This is a genomic window from Rhodococcus wratislaviensis (assembly GCF_900455735.1).
Taxonomy (GTDB): Bacteria; Actinomycetota; Actinomycetes; order Mycobacteriales; family Mycobacteriaceae; genus Rhodococcus_F; species Rhodococcus_F wratislaviensis.
In genome coordinates this window covers 158,425-185,052 of sequence record NZ_UAUI01000022.1, presented here as the reverse complement: position 1 = coordinate 185,052, position 26,628 = coordinate 158,425, and the positions used below count along the sequence as shown (strand labels likewise).

The 26,628-nt window shown below is 68.8% G+C and carries 1 protein-coding gene; it reads left to right on the top strand.

Features of this window, described 5'->3' with window-relative positions:
* Positions 1–42 precede the first annotated feature (42 nt).
* Positions 43–26,628 carry a non-ribosomal peptide synthase/polyketide synthase gene (locus DTA22_RS23500; protein ID WP_112301078.1) on the top strand — a complete coding sequence of 8,862 codons (26,586 nt, stop codon included), beginning with the start codon at positions 43–45 and terminating at the stop codon, positions 26,626–26,628.

Genomic DNA, 26,628 nt, shown 5'->3' with positions numbered 1-26,628 from the left:
ACGCTGTGAGCGGTCGGGGATACCTTATGGGGAGGAACCGCCGTGAAGCCCGTCGACACGCGGAAGCCGGCCACACACGATTCCGAAGAGGAGCCGTTCCCGCTGTCCGCGGCACAGCGTGCCACCTGGTTCGCCCAGCAACTCGATCCCGCGGTGCCGATCTCGGTAGCGCACTACGTGGAACTGCGCGGCGACCTCGACATCGACCTGCTGCGACGGGAAACCATCGCGGTCGCCCGCGAGTTCCAGTCGCCGTTCCTCAAGGTCGTGGAGGTCGACGGCCGACCGATGCAGTACGTCGACCACGCCACCGATACGTCCATCGCCTTCATCGACTTTCGCGGTGAGGACGATCCGGTCGCTGCAGCCCACGCGTGGATGGACCGGGACTACCAGGCCCCACTAGATCTCGACACGGATCGACTGTTCGAGACCTCGATCCTGTGCGTGGGAGAGTCGCACTACCTGTGGTACAGCCGCATTCACCACGTCGCGCTCGACGGATACGGCGCCATGACGCTGATCAATCGCATTGCGCACCGGTACTCGGCCGCGGTGGCCGGTCGCGAACCGGATCCGAATCGCGCCGCGACCCTGCGTGAGCTGTACGACGTCGACGCCCGCTACCGGTCGTCCGACCGCTTCGTGGCGGATCGGGAGTACTGGGCGAAACGAGTCGAGGCAGTCGACGGATCGACCCTGGCCGACGCGCCCGCGCCCGCGCTCGCCAGGAGCAAGGTCGAGAGTGCCCTGCTGTCCGAGGCGGCCGTGTCCGGTATCAACAGCGCCGACAGTCAGGCAAATGCCACCGCGGCAGTCACGATCATCGCCGCCTTCGCCTGCTACCTGTCGCGGATCACGGCGAAAACCGAAGTCCTCGTCAATGTTCCGATGTCCGGCCGGACCACGTCGGTGCTACGTAACTCCGGCGGCATGATGGTCAGTGTCGCACCGTTGCCGATCACGGTCGACGAGGACGAGACGGTCGCGGACCTCGTGTCGCGGGTCAGGCGAGAGCTGATGGGCGCGTTGCGGCATCAGCGGTGCAGTATCGAGGACATCCGCCGCGACGTGGGCACGGGCGGCGGCGCCGAACTCCACGGACCCATGGTCAACGTCATGCTGTTCCACCAGAACGTGCAGCTGGGCCCACTGGTCGGCGAATACCACATCGTCACGTCGGGTCCGGTGGAAGACCTCCTGGTCAACGTGTACCCGAGCGGGACGCCGGCCGACATCTTCGTCGATTTCCGGGCCAACCCGAACCGATACGAGGATCCTGCACTGCGCCTGCATCACCGGCACTTCGTCGCACTGCTGGAAGAGTTCATCTCGGCCGACCCGCAGGCCCGGGTCGCGACGATCCACGAGGCCACGGCCCGCGACGGTGAGCGACGGCGCCTCGAGGCGCATCAACTCGCGTACTGGACGGATCGCCTGTCGGGGATGCCCGAAGTGCTGAACCTGCCGTCCGATCGGCCCCGGCCCGTCGCACAATCCGGGCGGGAAGATCGCGTCGACGTTCCGATCGGCGCAGAGACACATGCCGCAGTGGCGGCACTCGCGCGGGAACACGACACCACCACGTTCGCGGTTCTGCACGCAGCCTTCACCGTTCTGCTGAGTCGGCTGTCGGGCGCCTCGGATGTGGCGATCGGAACCACGACCACGGTGGACCACGGCCGGGACCTCGTGGTTCTCCGTACCCGCGTCGAACCGGGCACGTCCTTCGCGCATCTCCTCGGCCACGTCCGCGACGTCGACCGGGAGGCGTTCGAGCACGGCGACGTTCCTTTCGAACAGGTGGCCCGGACGCTCGCCATAGGTGATTCGCCTGCGTACTCGCCGATCGTCCAGGTCCTGCTCGAGTGCCGGGATGCGGCGGAGACGCCCGGGATCGGCCGACTCGACCTACGGGTGACCGCGGCCGAGACCTTCGACGCCGACGGCAACCAGTCCGGCGTCACCACGACTCTCGGGTTCGCGACCGACCTGTTCGACCCCGACACCGTACGTCGCCTCGGCGAACGGCTCCGCCGAATCCTGGAGTCGGTCACCGGCGACCCCGGGCTCGCCGTCGGCGACATCGACATCCTGTCCGATACCGAACGGGCCACACTCGTTCCGGTCTCCGGCGTGCCGGGGCGACCGGGTCGCACACTGCCCGAACTGTTCTCAGCGGCGGCACGAGCCAATCCCACCGGTGTGGCGCTCTCGTATCGCGGTGTCGAGGTGACGTACCGCGAAGTGGACGAGCGCTCGAACCAGCTGGCACACGTCCTCGCCGAACGGGGCATCGGGCCGGAGAACCTCGTGGCACTGGGCATGACTCGCTCGATCGAGTCGGTGGTGTCGATGCTGGCGGTGGCCAAGTCGGGTGCGGCCTACGTGCCGGTGGACCCGAACTACCCGGCCGAACGGATCGAGCACATGCTCGACGATTCGGGCGCCGCCCTGGGCGTGACAGTGTCCGCCGTCCGTTCCCGGCTACCGGACGCGGTTCCGTGGCTGGTGCTCGACGACGAAGAATTCCGGACCCTCTGCGCGAGGCAGCCCGTGTCCGTCGTGACCGATGCCGAGCGGGCGCGGCCGCTCCGCGTGGAGAACCCGTCCTACGTGATCTACACGTCCGGTTCCACGGGCCGGCCCAAAGGCGTCGTGGTCACGCACGGTGGCCTGGACAACTTCGCGGCCGAGCAGCGCTCACGATTCGGAGCGACGCAGGAATCACGAATTCTGCACTTCTCCACACCGAGTTTCGACGCGTCCGTCTCCGAGTACCTGCACGTGTTCGCCGCGGCGGCCACCATGGTGATCGTGCCGCCCACGATCTACGGCGGAACCGAGTTGTCCCAGCTCCTGAAGTCGGAGCGGGTCACTCACGGATTCGTCACCACTGCCGCGCTCGGAACGGTCGAACCGGACGGACTCTCCGACTTTCGGGACGTGGTGTTCGGCGGCGAGGCGTGCCCGCCGGAACTGGTGAAGCGGTGGGCGCCCGATCGCAGATTGTTCAACGCGTACGGGCCCAGCGAGGCCACCGTCATGTCCAACATCAGTGCACCGATGTCACCGGCCGGGGCCATCACGGTGGGCGGCCCGCTCCGCGGATTCCACGAGGTCGTCCTCGATGCGCGGTTGATGCCGGTGCCGGCCGGTGTGGCCGGGGAGCTGTACGTCGCGGGCGACGCCCTCGCTCGCGGGTATCACGGAAAATCAGCGCTGACGGCGGAACGGTTCGTGGCAAACCCCTTCGGCGGCCCCGGTGAGCGGATGTATCGAACCGGGGACGTGGTGCGGTGGCGAACCGACCGCACACTGGAGTACCTGGGCCGCAGCGATTTCCAGGTGAAGATACGCGGCTTCCGTATCGAGCTCGGCGAGATCGACACCGTCCTCCACGCCCATCCGCGCGTGCGGACCGCGGTGACGATGCCGCGAACGGCACCGTCCGGCGACACGGTGCTCGTGTCGTACGTGCTGCCGGCAGCCGGGCACCAGCTCGCGAATGACGAGTTGATCGACTATGCCGCAGAGCAATTGCCGACGTACATGGTGCCTGCGGCGATCGTGGCAATGGACGAGATCCCGATGACACCGGTGGGGAAGCTCGATCGTGCGGCATTGCCGGCGCCGGAATTCCTCTCCACGTCCACCGAGTTCCGTGCTCCCGCCACTCCGGTGGAGTGGGCCGTGGCGCGAGTGTTCGCCGACGTGCTGGGCGTGGAGCGCATCGGGCTCGACGACAGCTTCTTCGACCTCGGCGGAAACTCACTGGTCGCGACGAAAGTGGTCGCGCGGGTCAACGCCGCACTCGGCGTCGACCTCGTGGTGCGGACCTTGTTCGAGGCACCGACGGTGGAGGCATTGGCGGACCGCATCGAGGGTACTCACGCGAGGCGCCCCGACCGCCCGGACCTGGTGGCGCAGACACGTCCCGACCGGATCCCGCTTTCGCTTGCCCAGCAACGTATGTGGTTCGTCAATCAGTACGACACCTCGTCGCCGGCCTACAACATTCCGATGGCGCTGCGCCTGTCCGGAACTCTCGACGTGGAGGCGCTCCGGGCGACGGTGGCGGACGTCCTCGAACGACACGAATCGCTGCGCACGGTGTATCCGGCGTCGGTGGACGGACCGCATCAAGTGATCCTGCCGCCGGGGGAGGTGCTTCCGGATCTGGTGCCGACGGTCTGCGACGACGAGGACGCGGCGCGCGCGCGAATCGCCGAGTCGACTGCTCGCGGTTTCGACGTGAGCACCGAGGTGCCCGTGCGTGGTGCCCTGTTCCGGACCGGCCACGACGAGCACGTCCTGATGCTGGTGGTGCACCACATTGCGGCGGACGGAGCGTCGCTGGCCCCGCTCGCCCATGACCTGATGGTGGCGTACTCGGCGCGGGTACAGCAGCAGGCACCGGCCTGGCAGCCACTCCCGGTGCAGTACGCCGACTACAGCCTGTGGCAGCGGGCGGCCCTCGGCAGTGACGACGATCCCGACAGCGTGATGTCGGCGCAGTTGAAATATTGGAAGCAGACGCTGTCCGGGCTCCCCGACGCCACGGATCTTCCATTGGACCGGCCGAGGCCCGCGGACAGAGGACTCCAGGGTGGGATCGTCCGGTTCTCGGTGTCGGCGGAACGGCATCGGGAGCTTATCCTCCTCGCGCGGCAACACAATTCCACGATGTTCATGGTGATGCACGCGGTGCTGGCCGTGCTGGCGGCGCGGCTGAGTGGGTCCGGAGACATCGCGATCGGAACGCCGATCGCCGGGCGCGGCGAGGAAGCCCTCGACGACGTGGTGGGGATGCTCGTCAACACCCTGGTCTTGCGGACGACCGTCGACCCCGCCGCACCGTTCGCCGAGGTGCTGTCGCGGGCGCGGGAGGCGGATCTGGCGGCGTTCGGCCATGCCGAGGTGCCGTTCGAGAGCGTGGTGGACGCGGTCGCGCCGACCCGCTCGACCGCGTATTCACCGCTGTTCCAGGTTCTGCTGGAGTTCCAGAACACCGCCCCGGCGCACCCCGACCTGCCGGGACTGTCGGTGGAGATCCTCGACGTCGAACCCGGTGTGTCCAAGTTCGATCTGCAGTTGACGCTCGCGGAGCGCTACGACGCGTCCGGGACGGCAGCAGGCATCGACGCGTCGTTCACGTTCGCGTCGGACGTGTTCGATCCGGAGACGGTCACGGGATTCGGGGAACGGTTCCTCCGGATTCTGGCGGGTGTGGTTGCGGATCCGGATGCGCCGGTCGGCGATGTGGAGGTTCTGGGGCCGGGTGAGCGGGTGTTGGTGGTGGGTTCGTGGAATGCGACGGGTCACCCGGTGCCGTGCACCACCCTCGTGGACCTGCTCGGCGCGCAGGTGGGGCGGACTCCGGACGCGGTCGGGGTGGTGTGTGGTGATGTGGTGTTGTCGTATGGGGAGTTCGATGCGCGGGTGAATCGGTTGGCGCGGTTCCTGATCGCGGCCGGGGTGGGTCCGGAGTCGTCGGTGGGTGTGGCGGTGCGTCGTTCGGTGGAGATGTTGGTGGGGTTGTATGCGGTGGTGAGGGCGGGTGGGGCGTATGTGCCGATAGATCCGGATCTGCCTGTCGAGCGGGTGGGGTATGTGGTGGGGATTGCGGATCCGGTGCTGGTGTTGACGATGTCGTCGGATCGGGTGGTGGTGCCTGCGGGTGTGCGGGTGGTGGAGTTGGACACCCTTGATGTGTCGGGGTGGTCGGCGGATCCGGTGCGGGATGGGGAGCGGCGTGCGCCGTTGCGTCCTGCTCATCCGGCGTATGTGATGTTCACGTCGGGGTCGACGGGTCGGCCGAAGGGGGTGGCGGTGCCGCACGAGGGCATCGTGAATCGGTTGGTGTGGATGCAGGATCGGTATGGGTTGTCGTCGGATGATGTGGTGTTGCAGAAGACGCCGGTGACGTTCGATGTGTCGGTGTGGGAGTTGTTCTGGCCGTTGATTGTCGGGGCGCGGTTGGTGATCGCGGAGCCGGATGGTCACCGTGATCCGGTGTACCTGGTGAACGCGATCGCCGAGAATGCCGTAACGACTGTGCATTTCGTGCCGTCAATGTTGGCCGTGTTCACCGCGGAACCGGCAGTGTCGCGATGCACGAGCCTGCGGCGGGTGTTCGTCTCGGGTGAGGCGTTGCCCCCGCAGACGGCGTCGAGGATGCGGGCGCTGGTGCCCGGCGCTCGGGTCCACAATCTGTACGGTCCGACGGAGGCGTCGGTGGATGTGACGTTCCACGAGGTCACCGAGGCGGATCGGACGGTGGTGCCGATCGGGGCGCCGGTGTGGAACACGCAGACGTTGGTGCTCGATTCCCGTCTGCGGCCGGTGCCGGTGGGGGTGGCGGGGGAGTTGTATCTCGGTGGGGTGCAGTTGGCGCGGGGGTATCAGGGTCGTGCTGATTTGACGGCGGATCGGTTCGTGGCGAATCCGTTCGGTGTGGGTTCGCGGTTGTATCGGTCGGGGGACCGGGTTCGGTGGTTGCCGGGTGGGGAGTTGGAGTATCTGGGGCGTACGGATTTTCAGGTGAAGGTGCGGGGTCAGCGGGTCGAGTTGGGGGAGATCGAGGCGGTGTTGTTGCGCCGGGAGGAGGTGGCGCAGGCGGTGGTGGTGCTGCGCGGGGACGGGTCGTCGGGTGATTATCTGGCGGGGTATGTGGTGCCGGTGGCGGGTGCGGTGGTGGACGAGCGGGCGGTGCGGGAGTCGGTTGCGGGGGTGTTGCCGGGGTTCATGGTGCCGTCGGTGGTGGTGGTGCTGGCGGAGTTGCCGGTGACGGTGAACGGCAAACTCGACCGCAAGGCCCTGCCCGAACCGGATTTCGGCAGCGCAACTGTGGGTTTCGTCGCACCCCGGACCCCGATCGAGGAGATAGTGGCCGCCGTGTGCGCAGACCTGCTCGGTCTCCCGAGGGCGGGCGTGAACGACAACTTCTTCGCGCTCGGCGGAAACTCCCTGATCGCCACCATGCTGGTCGCGCGGATCAATGCGGCCGTCGGAGACAGGATCGGCATTCGCGACGTGTTCGACGCCCCCACCGTGGCCGGTCTGGCGGCGCTGGCGGCGTCGCAGGAAGGGCTGGAGGCCCGGCCACCGCTGAAGCCGAGGGAAGGTACCGCGGAAGTCCCCGTGTCGCCGGCCCAGCAGCGGATGTGGTTCATCAACCAGTTCGACACCTCCTCGTCCGCATACAACGTCGCGTTCGCGCTCCGGCTCGAGGGCCGGCTCGACCTGCATGCGCTCCAGGCGGCGGTTGCCGACGTCATCGAACGGCACGAGGCTGTACGCACCCTCTTCCCACTCACCGAGAACGGGCCGCGCCAGGTGATCCTGCCCGCTGCGAGCGCGGTGCCCGACCTCGTACCGGTCGCCCTGTCGGGGGAAGCCGAGTTCCGTGAACAGTCGCGGAAAGTGCTGTCCGCAGGATTCGACGTGACGACGCAGGTGCCGTTGCGTTCGCGATTGTTCAGCCTCGCCGAGGACGTGCACGTGCTCGCGGTGGTGGTGCATCACATCGCGGCCGACGGTTTCTCGATGGCACCGTTGGCCCGCGACGTCATGGACGCATACGGGGCCCGGGTGAACGGGTCGGCCCCGGACTGGGCCCCGCTCGAGGTGCAGTACGCCGACTACGCGTTGTGGCAGCGCGACTGGCTGGGATCGGAATCCGATGAGAATTCGCCTATTTCGCGACAGCTGGCCTACTGGACCACCACGCTGTCGGACCTGCCCGAAGTGCTGGAGTTGCCCACCGATCGCCCTCGCCCCACCGTGCGGTCACTTCGCTGCGGCCACGTCGAGTTCGTGATCGGGCCGGAGGTTCATGCCGGTGTGGTCAGGCTGGCGCGGCAACACACCACGACGGTGTTCATGACGTTGCATGCCGCGTTGGCGATCATGCTGGCACGCGTGAGCGGTGCGGACGACATCGCCGTCGGAACGCCGATCGCCGGTCGCGGCGAGCGCGAACTCGACAACGTGGTGGGCATGTTCGTCAACACCCTCGTCCTGCGCACCCACGTCGACGGAGGCGCCACCTTCTCCGAGTTCCTGGACAGTGTTCGGGAAACCGATCTCGGCGCCTTCACCCACGCGGAGGTCCCGTTCGAACGGGTGGTGGAAGTGCTGAGTCCGTCCCGGGTGACGGCCTACGCGCCGCTCTTCCAAGTGATGCTGGAGTTCCAGGACATCGAGCGCCCGACACTGGAATTGCCGGATCTGCAGGTCCGGAACATCGACCTCGAGATCGACACCACCAACTTCGATCTGCAGTTGACCCTGGCCGAGACCGTCGACGTCGACGGCAACCCGACCGGCATTGCCGCCGGGCTGGGCTATGCGACCGATCTCTTCGACGAGGATACGGTGCTCGGCTTCGCGGAACGGCTCCTGCACATCCTCGAGGCGGTCACGGTCGACCCCGGCGCCCGGGTCGGAGACATCGACATTCTCGGACCGCTGGAACGTGCCGTACTGTCCCCGGTGACGGGCGGCGCGGCGGTAGAAGCACGGACACTGCCGGACCTGATGGCCGAGGCGGCCGCGAACGATCCGGACGCCCCGGCGTTGGTCCTCGACGGGCGTGTCGTGCGCTACGGGGAGCTGGACAGGCGGTCGAACCAGTTGGCCCGCATGTTGATCGAGCACGGTGTCGGCCCGGAATCCGTCGTCGCACTGTGTGTGCCGCGGTCGGTCGAATCCGTCCTGGCCGTCTGGGCGGTGGCAAAGTCGGGGGCCGCGTTCCTTCCGGTGGATCCGGACCATCCGGCCGCACGGATCGAATTCATGCTCACCGACTCCGGTGCCGTGTGGGGTGTGACGGGCTCGGCGCAGCGCAGCGCGCTTCCGGAAGCGGTGCCGTGGCTGGTGCTGGACGACCCGGCCTTCGAGGACCGGCTGTCGCACTACCTGTCGTCGCCGGTCACCGACGTCGAGCGGACAGCGACGATCCGGATCGACAATCCCGCCTACCTCATCTACACCTCGGGGTCGACCGGCAGGCCCAAGGGTGTGGTCACCACCCACCGCGGCCTCGCCTCCTTCGCCACCCAGGAGCGGGAGACGTTCGGCACGACGCCCGAATCCAGAACGCTGCACTTCGCATCGCCGAGCTTCGATGCGTCCGTTCTCGAACTGCTGCTGGCGATCGGCGCGGCAGCCACGATGGTGATCGCACCGCCGTCCGTCTACGGCGGTGCCGAATTGGCGCAGTTGCTGGAATCCGAGCGGGTCACGCACTGCTTCGTCACCCCGGCAGCACTCGCGTCGGTCGATCCCGACGGTCTCACCGCCCTCGAGTGCGTGGTGACGGGCGGCGAGGCGTGTCCGCCCGACCTGGTCGCACGATGGGCGCCGGGCCGTCGCATGTTCGACGCCTACGGGCCGACCGAGTCGACGGTCGTGTCGAGTATCAGCGACGAACTGGTACCGGGGGTTCCGGTCACCATCGGCACACCCACGCTCGGTTTCGCCGAGGTCGTGCTCGACTCGCGACTGCACCCGGTGCCCGCCGGTGTCGTCGGGGAGTTGTATCTCGCAGGCCCGGCCCTCGCACGCGGGTACCGCCTGCGGTTCCCGCTGACCGCCGAACGATTCGTCGCCGATCCCTTCGGCCCGCCGGGAAGCCGTATGTATCGCACCGGCGACCGGGCGCGCTGGCTTCCCGACGGTCAGTTGGAGTACCTCGGGCGCACCGATTCCCAGGTGAAGATCCGGGGCTTCCGGATCGAACTCGGTGAGGTCGAGTCGGCGTTGCTCGCCCACGGCTCCGTGGCCCACGCAGTCGCGAGCGTGTGGAACGGGGACGGCGGCGGCGATCGGTTGATCGGTTACCTGGTGCCCGAACCGGGTGCGACGCTCGATTCGAGGGCAGTCCTCGACTTCGTCGGCGGCCGGCTGGCGTCGTACATGGTGCCGTCGGCGCTCGTGATGCTCGAATCGCTTCCCCTCACGGTGCACGGAAAGCTGGACCGCGCAGCGCTTCCGGCCCCCGACTTTGCGGGTTACGGGAGTCGGCCGCCGCGAACCGAGACCGAGGAGCTTCTCGCCGGACTGTTCGAGGAGGTGCTCGGACTGGACTCGGTGGGTGTGGACGACTCGTTCTTCGCGCTCGGCGGCGACAGCATCATGTCGATACAGTTGGTGGCCCGCGCACGGGCCGCCGGTGTGATCCTCTCTCCCCGAGACGTCTTCGATCACCGGACCGTCGCCGGCCTCGCCGGGTCGGCGCGATTCGACAGCGAGGGCGCAGTCGCTCTCGACGAGCTGCCGGGCGGTGGCGTCGGCCCCCTGCCGCTGACACCCGTCGCGCGCTGGATGGTCGAGCGTAGCGGGGGACGGCTCGACCGGTTCTCTCAGGCGCTGTTGCTGGCGGCGCCCGCCGATCTGACCCGCGCGGTGCTCGTTCGCGCCGTCGAGGCGGTACTGGACCGGCACGACATGCTCCGCGCGCGTGTGTCCGTGGAAGGCATGGACGTGCTGCCTGCGGGCGCGGTGCCGGCGGAAGAACTGGTCCGTCGGGTGCCGGTCGACACGGTGGCGCGAGACAGCTTCACCGCTCTTGCGACCACGGAACTCGATGCTGCGGCCGACCACTTGGACCCCGCCGCGGCCCGCATGGTGCGGGTGGTCTGGTTCGACGTCCCGGGCGACGCCGGGCGACTGCTCGTGGTGGTACACCACCTCGTGGTCGACGGTGTCTCGTGGCGCATCCTCGTCGCGGATCTCGCGTCGGCGTGCAGCCAACTCCGGGCCGGTCTCACACCCGCGCTGCCGGCGGTCGGAACGTCGATGCGGCGGTGGTCGCACGGCCTGTCCGGCGCGGTGCGGCACCGGACCGGCGAACTGGCCTCGTGGGAGAAGATCCTCGACGGACCGGACCCGCTGATCGGTACGCGCCCACTGGATCCCGCGATCGACGTCGACGCGACCGTCGGCACCGTCAGGGTCGACGTATCGTCGGCGACGAGCGGTGCCCTGCTCACCACGCTTCCGGACGCGTTCCACGGGAGTGTGGGCGACGGGTTGCTCGCCGCGCTCGCATTGGCACTGATCAGCTGGCGACGGGAACGGGACGCCCCCGTGTCGGACGCGCTGATCACCCTCGAAGGCCACGGCCGCGAGGAGCAGGTCGTCGCCGGCGCGGACCTGTCCCGCACCGTCGGCTGGTTCACCACCGTGTATCCGGCACGGTTGGATCTCACCGGAATCGATGTCGACGACGCCATGGCAGGTGGTGTCGCGGCAGGGCAGGCGGTCAAGGCCGTCAAGGAGCAGTTGCTCGCGATCCCGGATCACGGGATCGGCTACGGACTGTTGCGCTACCGGGGCGACGAGACGTCGGAGTCCCTCAGCCGATTCCCGGCTCCGCAAGTGAGTTTCAACTACCTCGGTCGAGTGACCACCACGGACGGAGCCGAGGACTGGCTGCCGGTGGAGAGCACGCTCGGCGGCACTCGGAATTCCGACATGCCCGTCGCATCCGTGATCGACGTCAACGCCGTCGTCTCCGACAGTCCCGAGGGACCCCGTCTGATGGCGTCGTTCGTCTTTCCGACCGGGGTCCTGCGCGAGGTCGAGGTCGCGGCGTTTGCGGATCTGTGGCGCCGCGCCCTCGACGGACTTGCCGCGCACGCATCACGACCGGATGCGGGCGGGCTGACGCCGTCCGACGTTCCGCTGATGTCGGCGAACCAGCAGCAGATCGAGCGCTGGGAGGAGCGTTTCCCGTCACTGCGGGACGTGTGGTCGCTGTCTCCACTGCAGTCCGGATTGCTGTTCCATGCTTCCCTGGCCGCGGAGTCGATGGACGTCTACACCGCGCAACTGCGCATCGACCTCGAGGGTGCGGTCGACGCCGAACGTCTGCGCGCCGCCGCGGCGGGGCTGCTCGCGCGTCACCCCAGCCTGCGGACCGCGTTCGTCTACGACGACGGGGTGCCCGCCCAACTGGTGGTCGACACGGTGGACGTGCCGTGGCGGGAGGTAGATCTCGACGGGCCGGCCCCCGACACGGAACTCGCGCGCCTCCTCGACGAGGACCGCAGCGCCCGATTCGACCTCACCCGGCCGCCGCTGCTCCGGCTGACCCTGTTCCACACCGCACCGGATCGCTTCGTGCTGGCGGTCACGAATCATCACATCATCCTCGACGGCTGGTCGATACCGCTGCTGGTGCGGGAACTGCTGACTCGCTATGCCGCCGACGGCGACCCCGCCGGAGTGCCGGAGCCGCCCTCGTACCGCACGTATCTGGAATGGGTAGCGACCCGGGACGCGGAGGCGTCGGCGCGGGCCTGGGAACGAGCGCTCGAGGGTGTCGAGGAGCCGACGCTGGTGGCGCCCCACGCCTCCTCGGCGCTCTACGGTGTGCCCCACGAACTCGACGTCGAACTGCCCGCCCCCCTGCTCGATGGACTCGCGGCGGCGGCGGAGCGCGCCGGCGTCACCATGAACACGGTGATCCAGGCGGCGTGGGGGATGCTGCTGTCCCGGTTGCTTTCTCGCGACGACGTGGTCTTCGGTGCCACCGTGTCCGGACGCCCGCCGCAGCTGTCCGGTGTCGAGAACATGCTGGGACTGTTCATCAACACGGTGCCCGTGCGAGTGCGGGTGGACCCGGCCGAGAGCGTCGCGCGGCTGCTCGCCCGCCTGCAGGACGAGCAGACGTCCCTGCTCGACCACCATCATCTCGGCCTCGGCGAGATTCAGTCGCGGGTGGGTCGGGGCAATCTGTTCGACACGCTGTCGGTGTTCGAGTCGTTCCCGATCGACACGTCCGGACTGGACGAGAACACCGACATCGGGGGCATGCGGGTGACCGGTCTCGATGCCCGCGACGCCACGCACTATCCGCTCACTCTGCTGTCGATCCTCGAACCACGGCTGCGATTGAGTCTGCGCTACCAACCGGGAGCCGTCGACCGCGGCAGTGCCGGAGCGCTCGCCGACCGCCTCGTCCGGATTCTGGTGACGATCGCCGGTGACGTCGACACCGCGGTCGGTGATGTGGAGGTTCTGGGGCCGGGTGAGCGCGCGTTGGTGGTGGGTTCATGGAATGCGACGGGTCACCCGGTGCCGTACACCACCCTCGTGGACCTGCTCGATGCGCAGGTGGGGCGGACTCCGGACGCGGTCGCGGTGGTGTGCGGGGATGTGGTGTTGTCGTACGCGGAGTTCGATGCGCGGGTGAATCGGTTGGCGCGGTTCCTGATCGCGGCCGGGGTGGGTCCGGAGTCGTCGGTGGGTGTGGCGGTGCGTCGTTCGGTGGAGATGTTGGTGGGGTTGTATGCGGTGGTGAGGGCGGGTGGGGCGTATGTGCCGATAGATCCGGATCTGCCTGTCGAGCGGGTGGGGTATGTGGTGGGGATTGCGGATCCGGTGCTGGTGTTGACGATGTCCTCGGGTCGGGTGGTGGTGCCTGCGGAGGTCCCGATCGTGGAACTCGACACTGTCGATGTGTTGGCCTTCTCGGCGGATCCGGTGCGGGATGGGGAGCGGCGTGCGCCGTTGCGTCCTGCTCATCCGGCGTATGTGATCTTCACGTCGGGGTCGACGGGTCGGCCGAAGGGGGTGGCGGTGCCGCACGAGGGCATCGTGAATCGGTTGGTGTGGATGCAGGATCGGTATGGGTTGTCGTCGGATGATGTGGTGTTGCAGAAGACGCCGGTGACGTTCGATGTGTCGGTGTGGGAGTTGTTCTGGCCGTTGATTGTCGGTGCGCGGTTGGTGATCGCGGAGCCGGACGGGCACCGCGATCCGGCGTATCTCGAGCGGGTGATCCGCGAGGAGTCGGTCACCACTGTGCATTTCGTGCCGTCGATGCTCGAGGTGTTTCTGGCGGGGGCGAATGTGGAGGGGTGCGGTGCGCTGCGCCGGGTGTTCGCCTCGGGTGAGGCGTTGCCGTCGGCAACGGCGGGACGTCTGCGCGGGGTGAGCGAGGCGGAGCTGCACAACTTGTACGGTCCGACGGAGGCTGCGGTGGATGTGACGTTCCACGAGGTCACCGAGGCGGATCGGGCGGTGGTGCCGATCGGGGCGCCGGTGTGGAATACGCAGACGTTGGTGCTCGATTCCCGTCTGCGGCCGGTGCCGGTGGGGGTGGCGGGGGAGTTGTATCTCGGTGGGGTGCAGTTGGCGCGGGGGTATCAGGGTCGGCCGGATTTGACGGCGGATCGGTTCGTGGCGAATCCGTTCGGTGTGGGTTCGCGGTTGTATCGGTCGGGGGACCGGGTTCGGTGGTTGCCGGGTGGGGAGTTGGAGTATCTGGGGCGTACGGATTTTCAGGTGAAGTTGCGGGGTCAGCGGGTCGAGTTGGGGGAGATCGAGGCGGTGTTGTTGCGCCGGGAGGAGGTGGCGCAGGCGGTGGTGGTGCTGCGCGGGGACGGGTCGTCGGGTGATTATCTGGCGGGGTATGTGGTGCCGGTGGCGGGTGCGGTGGTGGACGAGCGGGCGGTGCGGGAGTCGGCCGCGGGGGTGTTGCCGGGGTTCATGGTGCCGTCGGTGGTGGTGGTGCTGGCGGAGTTGCCGGTGACGGTGAACGGCAAACTCGACCGCAAGGCCCTGCCGAAGCCCGAATTCGGCACGACCACGGTCGGGTATCGCGTACCCGTCACCCCCGCGGAGGAAGCGATCGCCACGGCCTTCGCCGCCGTCCTCGGTGTCGATCGCGTCGGGGCCGACGACAGCTTCTTCGACCTCGGCGGAGACTCGCTCAGTGCCACCCGAGCGGTCGGACGCATCAACAGCGCGCTCGACACGACTCTGGGCGTCGCGGCGTTGTTCGACGCACCCGTGGTGTCCGATCTGGCCGTCCGGATCGACTCGGACGTGATGACGAGTTCCGCCCCCGCGCTCACCGCGACGGCGCGGCCCGAGCGGATTCCCCTTTCCCTCGCGCAGCAGCGGATGTGGTTCGTCAACCAGTTCGACACCTCCTCGCCGGCCTACAACATCCCGGTCGCCCTGCACCTGGACGGAGTGGTGGACCTGGCTGCACTGCGCGCGGCACTCGGCGACGTCATGGAACGGCACGAGTCGCTGCGGACCGTGTTCCCCGGCTCCGCCGACGGACCCCGGCAGGTGATCGTCGATTCCGCGCCCGCCACCCCTGATCTCGATCCGGTCCCGGTTGCCGAAGGAGACCTGCGCGTCTCGCTCGCCGCATTCTTCGGCGTGGGATTCGATGTCACCGAGGACCTTCCGATCCGGGTGCGGCTGTGGGAACTCGCTCCCGAACGGCACGTCCTCGCCCTCGTCGCGCACCACATCGCGGCCGACGGCTTCTCCATGGCACCCCTGGCGCGGGACGTGATGCTCGCCTACACCGCCCGCGTGCAGCAGCAGGCACCCGGCTGGGCGCCGCTGCCCGTGCAGTACGCCGACTACAGCCTGTGGCAGCGGGAGGTCCTGGGCACCGAAGACCAGCCCGATTCGATGATGTCCGGTCAGCTCGGCTACTGGGCGCGGACGTTGTCCGGCATCCCGGACGTGTTGCCACTGCCTCTGGATCGGCCACGACCCCTCCAGCGGTCGTTCCTCGGGGACGTCGTCCCGCTCGACATCCCACCCTCCGTCCACAAAGCTTTGACCGAGCTTGCACGCCAGCATAATTCGACGCTGTTCATGGTGGTGCACGCCGCGCTGGCCGTGCTGCTCGAGAGAGTGTCGGGATCGGACGACGTGGTGGTGGGAACCCCGATCGCGGGCCGGGGCCACGCGGCACTCGACGACGTCGTGGGAATGTTCGTCAACACATTGGTGCTCCGCACAGCGGTGGCACCAGGATCGTCGTTCGCCCACGTGCTCACCGACGTGCGGTCGGCGGACCTCGGCGCGTTCGAGCACGCAGACCTCCCCTTCGAGCGGCTGGTGGACGAACTCGCACCCGAGCGGTCCACCGCGCACCCACCCCTGTTCCAGGTGTTGCTCGAATTCCAGAACGCCACCCGCACCCATCTGGAACTGCCCGGGTTGACCGCCCGGTCTCTCGACGTCGATCTGGACGTCGCGAAGTTCGATCTGCAGCTGAGCCTGGTGGAGCGAGTCGACGAGCAGGGGGTTCCGGCCGGGATCGGTGCCGGCCTCCGCTACGCGACCGACGTGTTCGATCGTGCGTCGGTGCAGAGTTTCGCGGAGCGCTTCGTGCGCGTGATCGAGGCCGTGACCACCGACCCGGCCACACCCGTCGGGGACATCGACATCCTGCACGCGCGCGAACGCGAACTCCTGCTCACCGCCGCGCATCGGCCGGGGACCGACGTCCCACCGCTGTCGCTGGTGGACGCGTTCGATCGCATGGTGGCATCCGCGGGCGACGCCGTCGCGGTGCGCTGCGACGGCGCGTCGACGACATACCGCGAACTCGACGACCGGGCCAACCGACTTGCGAGGCTGCTCGTGGCCCAGGAAGTAGGTGCGGAAACGCTGGTGGCGGTGGGAATGACGCGGTCGATCGACCTCGTCGTGGCACTGCTGGCGGTGGTGAAGTCGGGCGCCGGTTACCTTCCCGTGGACGTGGCCTCTCCCGCCGAGCGGTTGGCCTTCCTGCTCGGCGACGCCCAGCCGAAGTGTGTGCTCACCACGACCGCGGACGCCGAGACCTTCCGCGGCGCCGGGATTCCGGTGGTTGTCGTGGACGACCCCGAGATCGTGACTGCGCTGCAGCGGTTCTCGTCGCTGCCGGTGACCGACGACGACCGCCGTGCTCCACTGCACCTGGACTCGGTGGCGTACGTGATCTACACGTCGGGCTCCACCGGCCGGCCGAAGGGCGTGCAGGTCTCGCACCGCAACGTGATCACGTTGCTGGCGAACACCCAGACGCTGTTCGGATTCGGACCGGGCGACGTGTGGACCATGTTCCATTCCGCCGCGTTCGACTTCTCGGTGTGGGAAATGTGGGGAGCGCTCGCACACGGCGGCCGACTGGTGCTGGTGGACTACTTCACGGCGCGCTCACCCGAGAAGTTCCTCGAACTCCTCCGCGACGAAACAGTGACGGTCCTGAATCAAACCCCCACCGCCTTCTACCAATTGGCGGAGGCCGATCGCCTCGCCGGTGGTCCCGGACTGTCGCTGCGGTACGTCATCTTCGGCGGGGAGGCCCTCGAATTCGGACAGTTGCGGCGCTGGTACGCCCGCCGGGGCGACACCGCGCCGGTCCTGGTCAACATGTACGGCATCACGGAAACGACCGTGCACGTCAGCCACCTGCCGATCGACCGGGACCTCGTCGAGGAGGAGTCCGCATCGGTGATCGGCCGGGGACTGCCCGGACTGCGCGTGTACGTGCTCGACGGACGACTCCATCCGGTGCCGCCGGGGGTGCTCGGGGAGATGTACGTCTCCGGGCCGCAGGTCTCGCGCGGGTACCTCGGCCGGTCCGCCCTCACATCCGGTCGATTCGTCGCCGACCCCTTCACTCCCGGGGCCCGGATGTACCGGTCGGGCGACCTGGGCAGGTGGAACGGGAACGGCCAGTTGGAGTATCTCGGCCGCAACGACCTCCAGGTACAGGTGAAGGGCTACCGGATCGAACTCGGTGAGGTGGAAGCGGCGCTGCTCGCGTGCGAGGGGGTGGCGCAGTCGGCCGTGACGGCCCGCGGGGACCGGTTGGTGGGGTACGTGGTGCCGGAGACCGGCGCCGCGATCGACCCGGCGGCGATCATCGATGTGGCCGCGGAGCGATTGGCATCGCACATGGTCCCGGTCGCCGTGGTGGTTCTCGACGAGTTGCCGCGGACGGTGAACGGCAAACTCGATCGGAAAGCGCTGCCCGAGCCGGACTTCGGACAGCGAGTGACCGCGGGCCGCGGCCCGGTCACCGAGACCGAACGGATCCTCGCCGACCTGTTCGCGGAGGTTCTCGGCCTCGACTCGGTGGGGGTCGACGACTCGTTCTTCACACTCGGCGGGGATTCGATCATGTCCATCCAACTGGTCACCCGCGCCAAGGGCGCCGGGATCCTGATCTCACCGCGCGAGGTGTTCGAGCGCAAAACCGTTGCCGGGCTGGCCGCGGCGGCCGGGACGGAAGACGAGACCGCTGTTCTCGACGAACTGCCGGGAGGCGGGATCGGCGAGATTCCGCTGACTCCGATCGTGCGGTGGATGCTCGCCCGGGGAGGGGATTTCCGTCGCTACTCGCAGTCCGCACTGTTCACGCTGCCCGCCACGGTGGACGAACGCACCCTGACGGAAGCTCTGCAGGCCGTGCTGGATCGGCACGACCTGTTGCGGGCGCGGTTGTACCGCACGTCCCGCACCGAAGAGGGCTGGTCGATGGAGGTGCAGGCGGAAGGGTCGGTGCGGTCGGCGACCCTTCTCCGCCGGGGACTGATGGACGATGTCGGCGCCGAACTGGACAGTGCCCTCGACCGGCTGGACCCGGAGTCGGGCGTGATGATGCAGGCGGTCTGGCTGGACGGGGCCGACCATCCGGGGCGCGTGCTGATCGTCGTCCATCATCTGGCGATGGACGGTGTGTCCTGGCGGATCCTGATCCCCGACCTCGCGGCGGCGTGCGCGCACCTGCAGTCCGGCGCGGCACCGGCGCTGGAGCCATCGGGGACGTCGATGCGCCGGTGGGCGCACGCACTCGCCGACGCCGCGCGTGAACCCCGGCGCACCGCCGAGGTCGAACTGTGGCAGGGAATGCTGAACGCACCCGACCCGCTGCTGGGGTCGCGCCCGGTGACCGACTCGGACACCGCTGCCACCGTCGCGGATGTCGAGGTTCACGTGCCCGCCGGGTTGACCGAAACGCTCCTGACGACCGTGCCGCGGGCCTTCCACGGCGGCGTGGGCGACGCGCTGCTGACGGCACTGGCCATGGCGCTGACGAGCTGGCGGCGGCGCCGCGGGATCGAACTCTCCGGCGCGCTGGTGGGTCTCGAGGGACACGGTCGTGAGGAGCAGGTGGTGCCCGGCGCCGATCTCGCGCGCACCATCGGCTGGTTCACGACCCTCTTCCCGGTGCGACTCGATCTGAGCGGGGTCGACCTCGACGACGCGTTCGCCGCGGGCCCGTCCGCGGGGGCCGCGATGAAGACCGTGAAGGAGCAACTCCTCGCCGTTCCCGACCACGGCATCGGTTTCGGACTTCTCCGGTACCTGAACAACGAGACGGCGCAGGTTCTTTCGCCGCTGCCGATGCCTCAGGTCAGTTTCAACTATCTCGGGAGAATGGGCCGGACCGCCACGAAGACCGACCAGGGGTGGGTGCCGGTCGACGAACCCGGACTGCGCGAGAAGTCGGCGGTGCCCGTCGCGGCCGTCGTCGACGTCAACGCGATGACCGTCGACTCGGGCGACGGCCCCCAGCTGAACTCCACGTGGACCTACCCTCCGGGCGTCCTCACCCGCGAAGAGGTCGAGGAACTCGCACAGCTGTGGATGCAGGCACTCGCCGCTCTCGGCGCTTACGCGGAGTCGGGTGGCACCGGGTTCACGCCGTCGGATTTCGATCTCGTCGAACTCCGGCAGGAAGCCATCGAGGACCTCGAACACGCCTGCCCGGACCTGACGGACGTATGGCCGCTGTCGCCCCTGCAGTCCGGCATGCTCTTCCACTCCGAACTCGCCGACGACTCCCTCGACGCCTACCTGGTGCAGGTGAGCATCGAACTCGACGGCGCCGTGGATCCGCGTCGACTGCGCCGCGCGGCCGATGCCCTGCTGGACCGCCACGCCAATCTGCGCGCCGGCTTCGTGCACGACGCCGAGGGCAACGCCGTCCACGTGATCCGGCGACGGGTGGCCGCGCCCTGGCGCGAGATCGACCTTCTGGACGACGACGCCGCGGCGTCCGAGGTCGCGCGACTGCTGGCCGAGGACCGGGTCCGCCCGTTCGACATGACACGTGCCCCGCTGATCCGGTTCATGCTGATCGCGACCGCGCCGAACCGCTACCGGCTGGTGTCGACCAACCACCACATCCTCCTCGACGGCTGGTCGATGCCGTTGCTGGTCCGGGAGTTGCTGACGCTCTACGCCACCGACGGGGACCCGTCGCCGCTGCCCCGCGTACGCGGATACCGCGACTACCTGGCGTGGATGGGCCGCCGGGATCAGGGCGCCTCCCGCGAGGTGTGGGCGCGGGCCCTCGCCGGGATGGACGGACCGACGTTGCTGGCTCGCTCGGACGTGGGACGGCGACTGTCCACGATGTCCGACGAGTTCGTCTTCGACCTGGACGAGGACCACACCACCCGCCTGCGCGACGTCGCGCGTTCTCGTGGACTGACCGTCAACACGCTCGTTCAGGCCTCGTGGGGAATTGTGCTGGGTACGTTGACCGCCCGGGACGACGTGCTGTTCGGCGCCACCGTCTCGGGGCGGCCGCCCGAACTGGCCGGCATCGAGACGATGGTCGGACTGTTCATCAACACCCTGCCCGTCCGGGTGAGGCTGCGCCCCGACGACACGGTGGGTGCTCTGCTGGAACGGGTGCAGGCCGAGCAGGCGGCGTTGCTGGATCACCACTACCTCGGGCTGGCCGAGATTCAGAGTGCCGCCGGCCCGGAGGTCGGATTCGACACGCTGACAGTGTTCGAGTCGTATCCCGTCGACCGCGCCGGGCTCTCCACCGAGACCGACATCGCCGGAATGCGCGTCACCGGAGTGGATGCGCGCGATGCGGCCCATTATCCGCTGAGTCTCGTGGCATCCGTCGACTCCCGTCTGCGCCTGAAATTCGAGTACCTGCCGGACGTCTTCGACGCGGACACCATCGACGACATCGCCGGGCGCGTGCTGCGGGTGCTCGACGCCTGCACTCGTCCGGACCAGCCGCTGGCCGCGTTGTCGCTGTTGACCGACCGGGAGCGCGCCGATCTGGTGCCGGTCCGCGGCCGCCCGGGCGGATCGACCCGCACCCTGCCGCAGATCCTCGAAGAGGGGGCCGCGCTGGATCCGGGCGCAATCGCACTCTCCCATGGGGACGACGACGTGCGCTACGGCGATCTGGACGAGCGGTCGAATCGCCTGGCGCGCGCACTCATCGCCCGTGGGGCGGGCCCGGAGACGTTCGTGGCCATCGGCATACCGCGGTCCCTCGACTCGATACTGTCGGTGTGGGCGGTGGCGAAGACCGGTGCGGCGTTCGTGCCGATCGACCCGAACTACCCCGATGAGCGCATCACCCACATGCTCGCCGATTCCGGAGTCACCCTCGGCGTGACCACATCCGCACACCGAGACCGGCTCCCGGGCACCGCACACTGGCTGGCCCTCGACGAACCCGGCTTCGCGACCGAGTGCGCCGAGAGCCCGGGGGCACCCGTGACCGACGCCGACCGGAGCGGTCCGGTCACGCTGGACACCGCCGCGTACGCCGTCTACACGTCCGGGTCCACGGGTGTGCCCAAGGGCGTGGTGGTCACCCATCGCGGACTCGACAACTTCGCACTCGACCAGCTCGAACGATTCGGGGCGACACCGCAGTCCCGGACTCTGCACTTCTCCACACCGAGTTTCGACGGGTCGGTGTTCGAGTACCTGCAGGCCTTCGGTGCCGGCGCGACGATGGTGATCGCGGCGCCCACCGTCTTCGGCGGCGAGGAACTCGCGAGGCTGCTGGCCGACCGGAGCGTCACCCACGCGTTCATCACGACCGCCGCGCTGGCGTCACTCGATCCGGCCGGGCTGGTGCATCTCACGGACCTGGTGTTCGGCGGCGAGGCATGCCCACCCGAACTCGTCGCCCGCTGGGCACCGGGCCGTCGGCTGTACAACGCGTACGGACCGACCGAGACGACGATCATGTCGAACATCAGCGACCCGATGGTTCCCGGGGACCCGATCACCATCGGCGGCCCGATCCGCGGGGTGACGGAACTGGTGCTCGACTCCCGGCTGCAGCCGGTCCCCGTGGGAGTTCCCGGTGAGTTGTATCTCGCCGGCGCCGGCCTGGCCCGCGGCTACCACCGCCGACCGGCACTGACCGCCGAACGGTTCGTCGCCCACCCCGTCCGCCCCGGCGAGAGGATGTACCGCACCGGCGACATCGTGCGGTGGACGGCAGACCACAGCATCGAGTACGTGGGCCGCAGCGACTTCCAGGTGAAGGTGCGCGGCTTCCGCATCGAACTCGGCGAGATCGACTCTGCCCTCATGTCGGAGCCGGACGTCGGATTCGCCGCCACGCTCGCGCACCGCGGTCCCGCGGGGGACACCCTGCTGGTGTCGTACGTCGTTCCGGCGTCGGGGCGCTCCCTCGACCCGGTCGTACTCACCCGGCATCTGGCGGACCGCCTGCCGTCCCACATGGTGCCCACCTCGATCACGGTGCTGGAGAGCATTCCGCTGACGGCGGTCGGCAAGCTGGACCGCACGGCACTGCCCGAGCCCGACCTGCTGTCCGGGCCTGGGCACGACCGGGTGCCGGTCGGTCCGATCGAGGATGCGGTGGCCGTCGTCTTCGCGGAGGTGCTCGGACTGGCGCGCGTCGGCGCCGACGCCGGTTTCTTCGACATCGGTGGCAACTCCCTGAGCGCCACCCGGGTGATGGCACGGCTGCGCGCGCTGCTCGGCACCGAGTGTGGGGTGCGGGATCTGTTCGAGGCGCCGACGGTCGCCGCGCTCGCGGCGCGGATCGAGCACGCCGGTGCCGGGCCGTCCGGACGTCCGGTGCTCGCGGCCCGCACCCGGCCCGAGGACATCCCGCTGTCGTACGCGCAGCAGCGGATGTGGTTCGTCAACCAGCTCGACACCACCTCGGCTGCCTACAACATCCCGGTCGTGGTGACACTCGGCGGCGACCTCGATGTGGGCGCGCTGAACTCGGCGCTCACCGATGTCGTCGCCCGGCACGAGTCGCTGCGCACGATGTTCCCGGTCCGCGGGGACTGGCCGGTTCAGCAGATCCTGCCCGCCGAGGGCGCGGTGCCCACTCTGACCCCGGTCCCTGTCGCGGACGAGCACAGCCTGCGGGAGGAGCTGACCCGGCTGGTCTCGGCGGGTTTCGATGTCACCGAGCGGATCCCGCTGCGGGCCGGGCTGTATTCGCTGAGCGCCACCGAGCACGTATTCGCCGTGGTGGTGCATCACATCTCGGCGGACGGGTTCTCGATGGTCCCGCTGGTGCGCGACGTGATGACGGCGTACGGCGCCCGCATCGGCGGCGGCGCGCCCGACTGGGCGCCCCTGCCGGTGCAGTACGCCGATTACGCCCTGTGGCAACGGGAGTCGCTGGGTTCGGACGACGATCCCCGTTCGTTGCTCTCACGGCAACTCGACTACTGGACGACCGCGCTCGCGGGCGCCCCCGATCTCCTGGAACTCCCCACGGATCGGGATCGGCCGTCCCAGCAGTCCTTCCGCGGCGCGCGCGTCCACTTCTCCGTCGGCAGCGACCTGCACCGTCGCATCGGCGAGCTGTCGCGACGTCTCGGCTGCACCGAATTCATGACCGTGCACGCCGCACTGGCGGTGTTGCTCAGCCGTCTCGGTGGAACCCCGGACGTCGCCGTCGGCACCCCGATCGCCGGGCGGGGAGAGCTCGCACTCGACGATCTGGTGGGCATGTTCGTGGGCACGCTCGCCCTGCGCACGCAGGTGGATGCGGCCGAGTCGTTCACCGCCCTGGCCGCGCACTGTCGCGATGTCGACCTCGGAGCCTTCGCCCATGCCGACGTTCCGTTCGAGCGGGTGGTGGAGGCGGTCGGCCCGACCCGATCCACGGCGTATGCGCCGCTCGTCCAGGTCTCACTGGAGTTCCAGAACAACGAGCGACCGGTCCTGACACTGCCGGGACTGGAAGTCCGTGGAATCGATCCCGGGCTCGCCGTGGTCAAGGTGGATCTCGAATTCCTCCTGGCGGAGGAGTTCGACGCGAACGGTGCTCCGGCCGGGATGAACGGCGCCGTCGACTTCGCCACCGATCTCTTCGACCCCGACACGGTCCGCGGCTTCGCCGACCGCTTCGTGCGTATCCTCGACGCCGTCACCGAGAATCCGGACCGGCCGATCGGCGACCTGCTCCTCCTCGACGAGGAGGAGTTGCGGGCGATGGTGCCTGCCCGCGGCGAGCCGGAGGTGCGCCCCGAGTTGTGGCCCGATCTGCTGACGGCGGCCGCCGCACTCGACCCGGACTCGGTGGCCCTGTCGTTCGAGGACCGGCGAGTCAGCTACCGCGAACTCGACGAGTGGTCGAACCGGGTGGCCCGGGTCCTGCGCCGCCGCGGGGTGGGACCGGAGACGTTCGTGGCAGTCGGAATGCCCCGGTCGATCGAGTCGGTGGTCTCGATCTGGTCGATCACCAAGGCCGGCGCGGCGTTCGTGCCCGTCGACCCCACGTACCCGCGCGATCGTCTCGACTACATGCTCACCGATTGCCGGGCCGCGCTCGGCCTCACGGTGCGAAGTCGCCGGAGCACCCTGCCCGACACCGTTCCTTGGCTGATGCTCGACGACGAGGACTTCGCCGCCCAGGCGGCGGACGTGTCGTCCGCACCGATCACCGACGGGGATCGGACGAGTCCGTTGCACCTCGCCCACCCGGCCTATCTCATCTACACGTCGGGGTCGACGGGAAGGCCGAAGGGCGTGACCGTCACACACCGGGGCATGGCCGATTTCACCGCGGAGACGCACGAACGGTTCCAGGTCACGCACGAGTCCCGGGTCTCGCAACTGGCGTCCCCGAGTTTCGACGCGTCGGTGTTCGAGCTGATGATGGCGTTCAGCGCGTCGGCGCGGGTGGTGATCGTGCCGCCTGCCGTCGTCGGGGGCAGCGAACTGGCGGATCTGTTCCGTCGCGAGCAGGTGACCCATGCGACCATCACGCCGACCGCGCTTTCCGCCCTCGACAACGACGGACTCGATTCGCTCCGGGTCCTGGACCTGGTGGGCGAGGCGTGCCCGCCGGAGGTGGTGGCGCGGTGGGCGCCGGGGCGGAGCCTGCACAGCGGGTACGGGCCCACCGAGACCACGATCCAGGCGAGCGTCAGTGCCGCGATGCGTCCCGGCGAGGGTGTAAACATCGGGTCACCCGCACGGGGATTCGCGTTCCTGGTCCTCGATGAGCGGCTGCAGCCGGTCCCGGTCGGTGTGCCCGGCGAGTTGTACATCGCCGGACCGGGTACGGCACGGGGGTACCACAACCGGTCGGCGCTCACCTCGGAACGATTCGTGGCCTGTAACTTCGGGGAACCGGGCACCCGGATGTACCGGACCGGTGACGTGGTGCGCTGGCAGAAGTCGGCGAGCGCGGCGACGGGGAATGTCGCACGCGACGGCACGCTCGAGTACGTCGGGCGCAGTGACTTCCAGGTGAAGGTCCGTGGTTTCCGCATCGAACTCGGGGAGATCGACGCCGTGCTCGCCGGTCACCCGGCGGTTGCCTTCGCCGCCACCATCGGTCACACCGGCCCGTCCGGCGACACCGTGCTCGCCTCGTATGTGCGGGCTCAGGACGGGCAGGAGGTGGAGCCGGCGGGGCTGCGCACCTACGCGTCCGAGCGCCTGCCCGCCCACATGGTGCCGTCCGCGGTGGTCGTACTCGATCGGATTCCGATGACGCCGGTGGGCAAACTCGACCGGAAGGCGTTGCCCACCCCGGAGTTCGGGTCGACCGCTGCGGCGTTCCGGGCACCGGCCACGGAAAACGAGCGCATCGTCGTGGACGCCTTCGCGGAGGTTCTCGGGGTGGACCGGGTGGGCACCGCGGACAGCTTCTTCGATCTCGGCGGAAATTCCCTCCTCGCCACCAGGATCGTCAGCGCCCTGCAGGCAGAACTGGACCGGAGGGTTCCGCTGCAATGGATGTTCCTCGACCCGACACCGGCGGGGATCGCCCGTCGCCTCGACCTGCCACACCGGAGCGCCGGAATGGAAGAGGCATTCGCCGTGGTGATTCCGCTGCGCGCGCAGGGAGGCGGGCGACCCTTGTTCTGCGTGCATCCGGGGATCGGCCTGTCCTGGGGGTACGCCGGTCTGGTGCAGTATCTCCCTCCCGACCGACCGGCCTACGGACTGCAGCTGCCCACGATCAGCGGTGACGGCGATTACCGGACGATCGAGCAGCTGGCCCACCGCTACATCGAGGAAATGCAGGCCATCCAGCCCACCGGCCCGTACGACCTGCTCGGCTGGTCGCTCGGCGGAGTCATCGCGCACGCCATGGCCGTCGAACTGCAGAGAGCCGGCGAAGAGGTCGCCACCCTCGCCGTCATGGACAGCTACCCCGTCGGCGGCGAGGACCCGCTGGCGGGCAGGCTGGAGATCCGGGACCTCCTGCGCGGGCTGGGACTCCAGACCGAGGGCGACGGCGAGATGACCTACGAACATGCCGCGCGGTTGATCGACGAATCGTTCGGGACCGAGACCGGAGTGCGAGGGCACGACCTCGAACGGATCGCCGCGGGATACGAGAATTCGAGGTGGCTCGCCCACCACTTCGTGCCCCGGGTATACGACGGTGACCTGCTCATCTTCCCCGCCACACGCGACGGGGACGGGGCGACGCGTGCCCGGTCGACGGACGAGTGGCGGCCGCTCGTGACCGGCCGGATCGACGCGCGGCCCGTGGACTGCGGGCACAACGAGATGATCGAGCCGCAGTCCCTCGCCGTCATCGGGCCGCTGCTGTCGCGCGTGCTCTCCGAACGGCCGTGA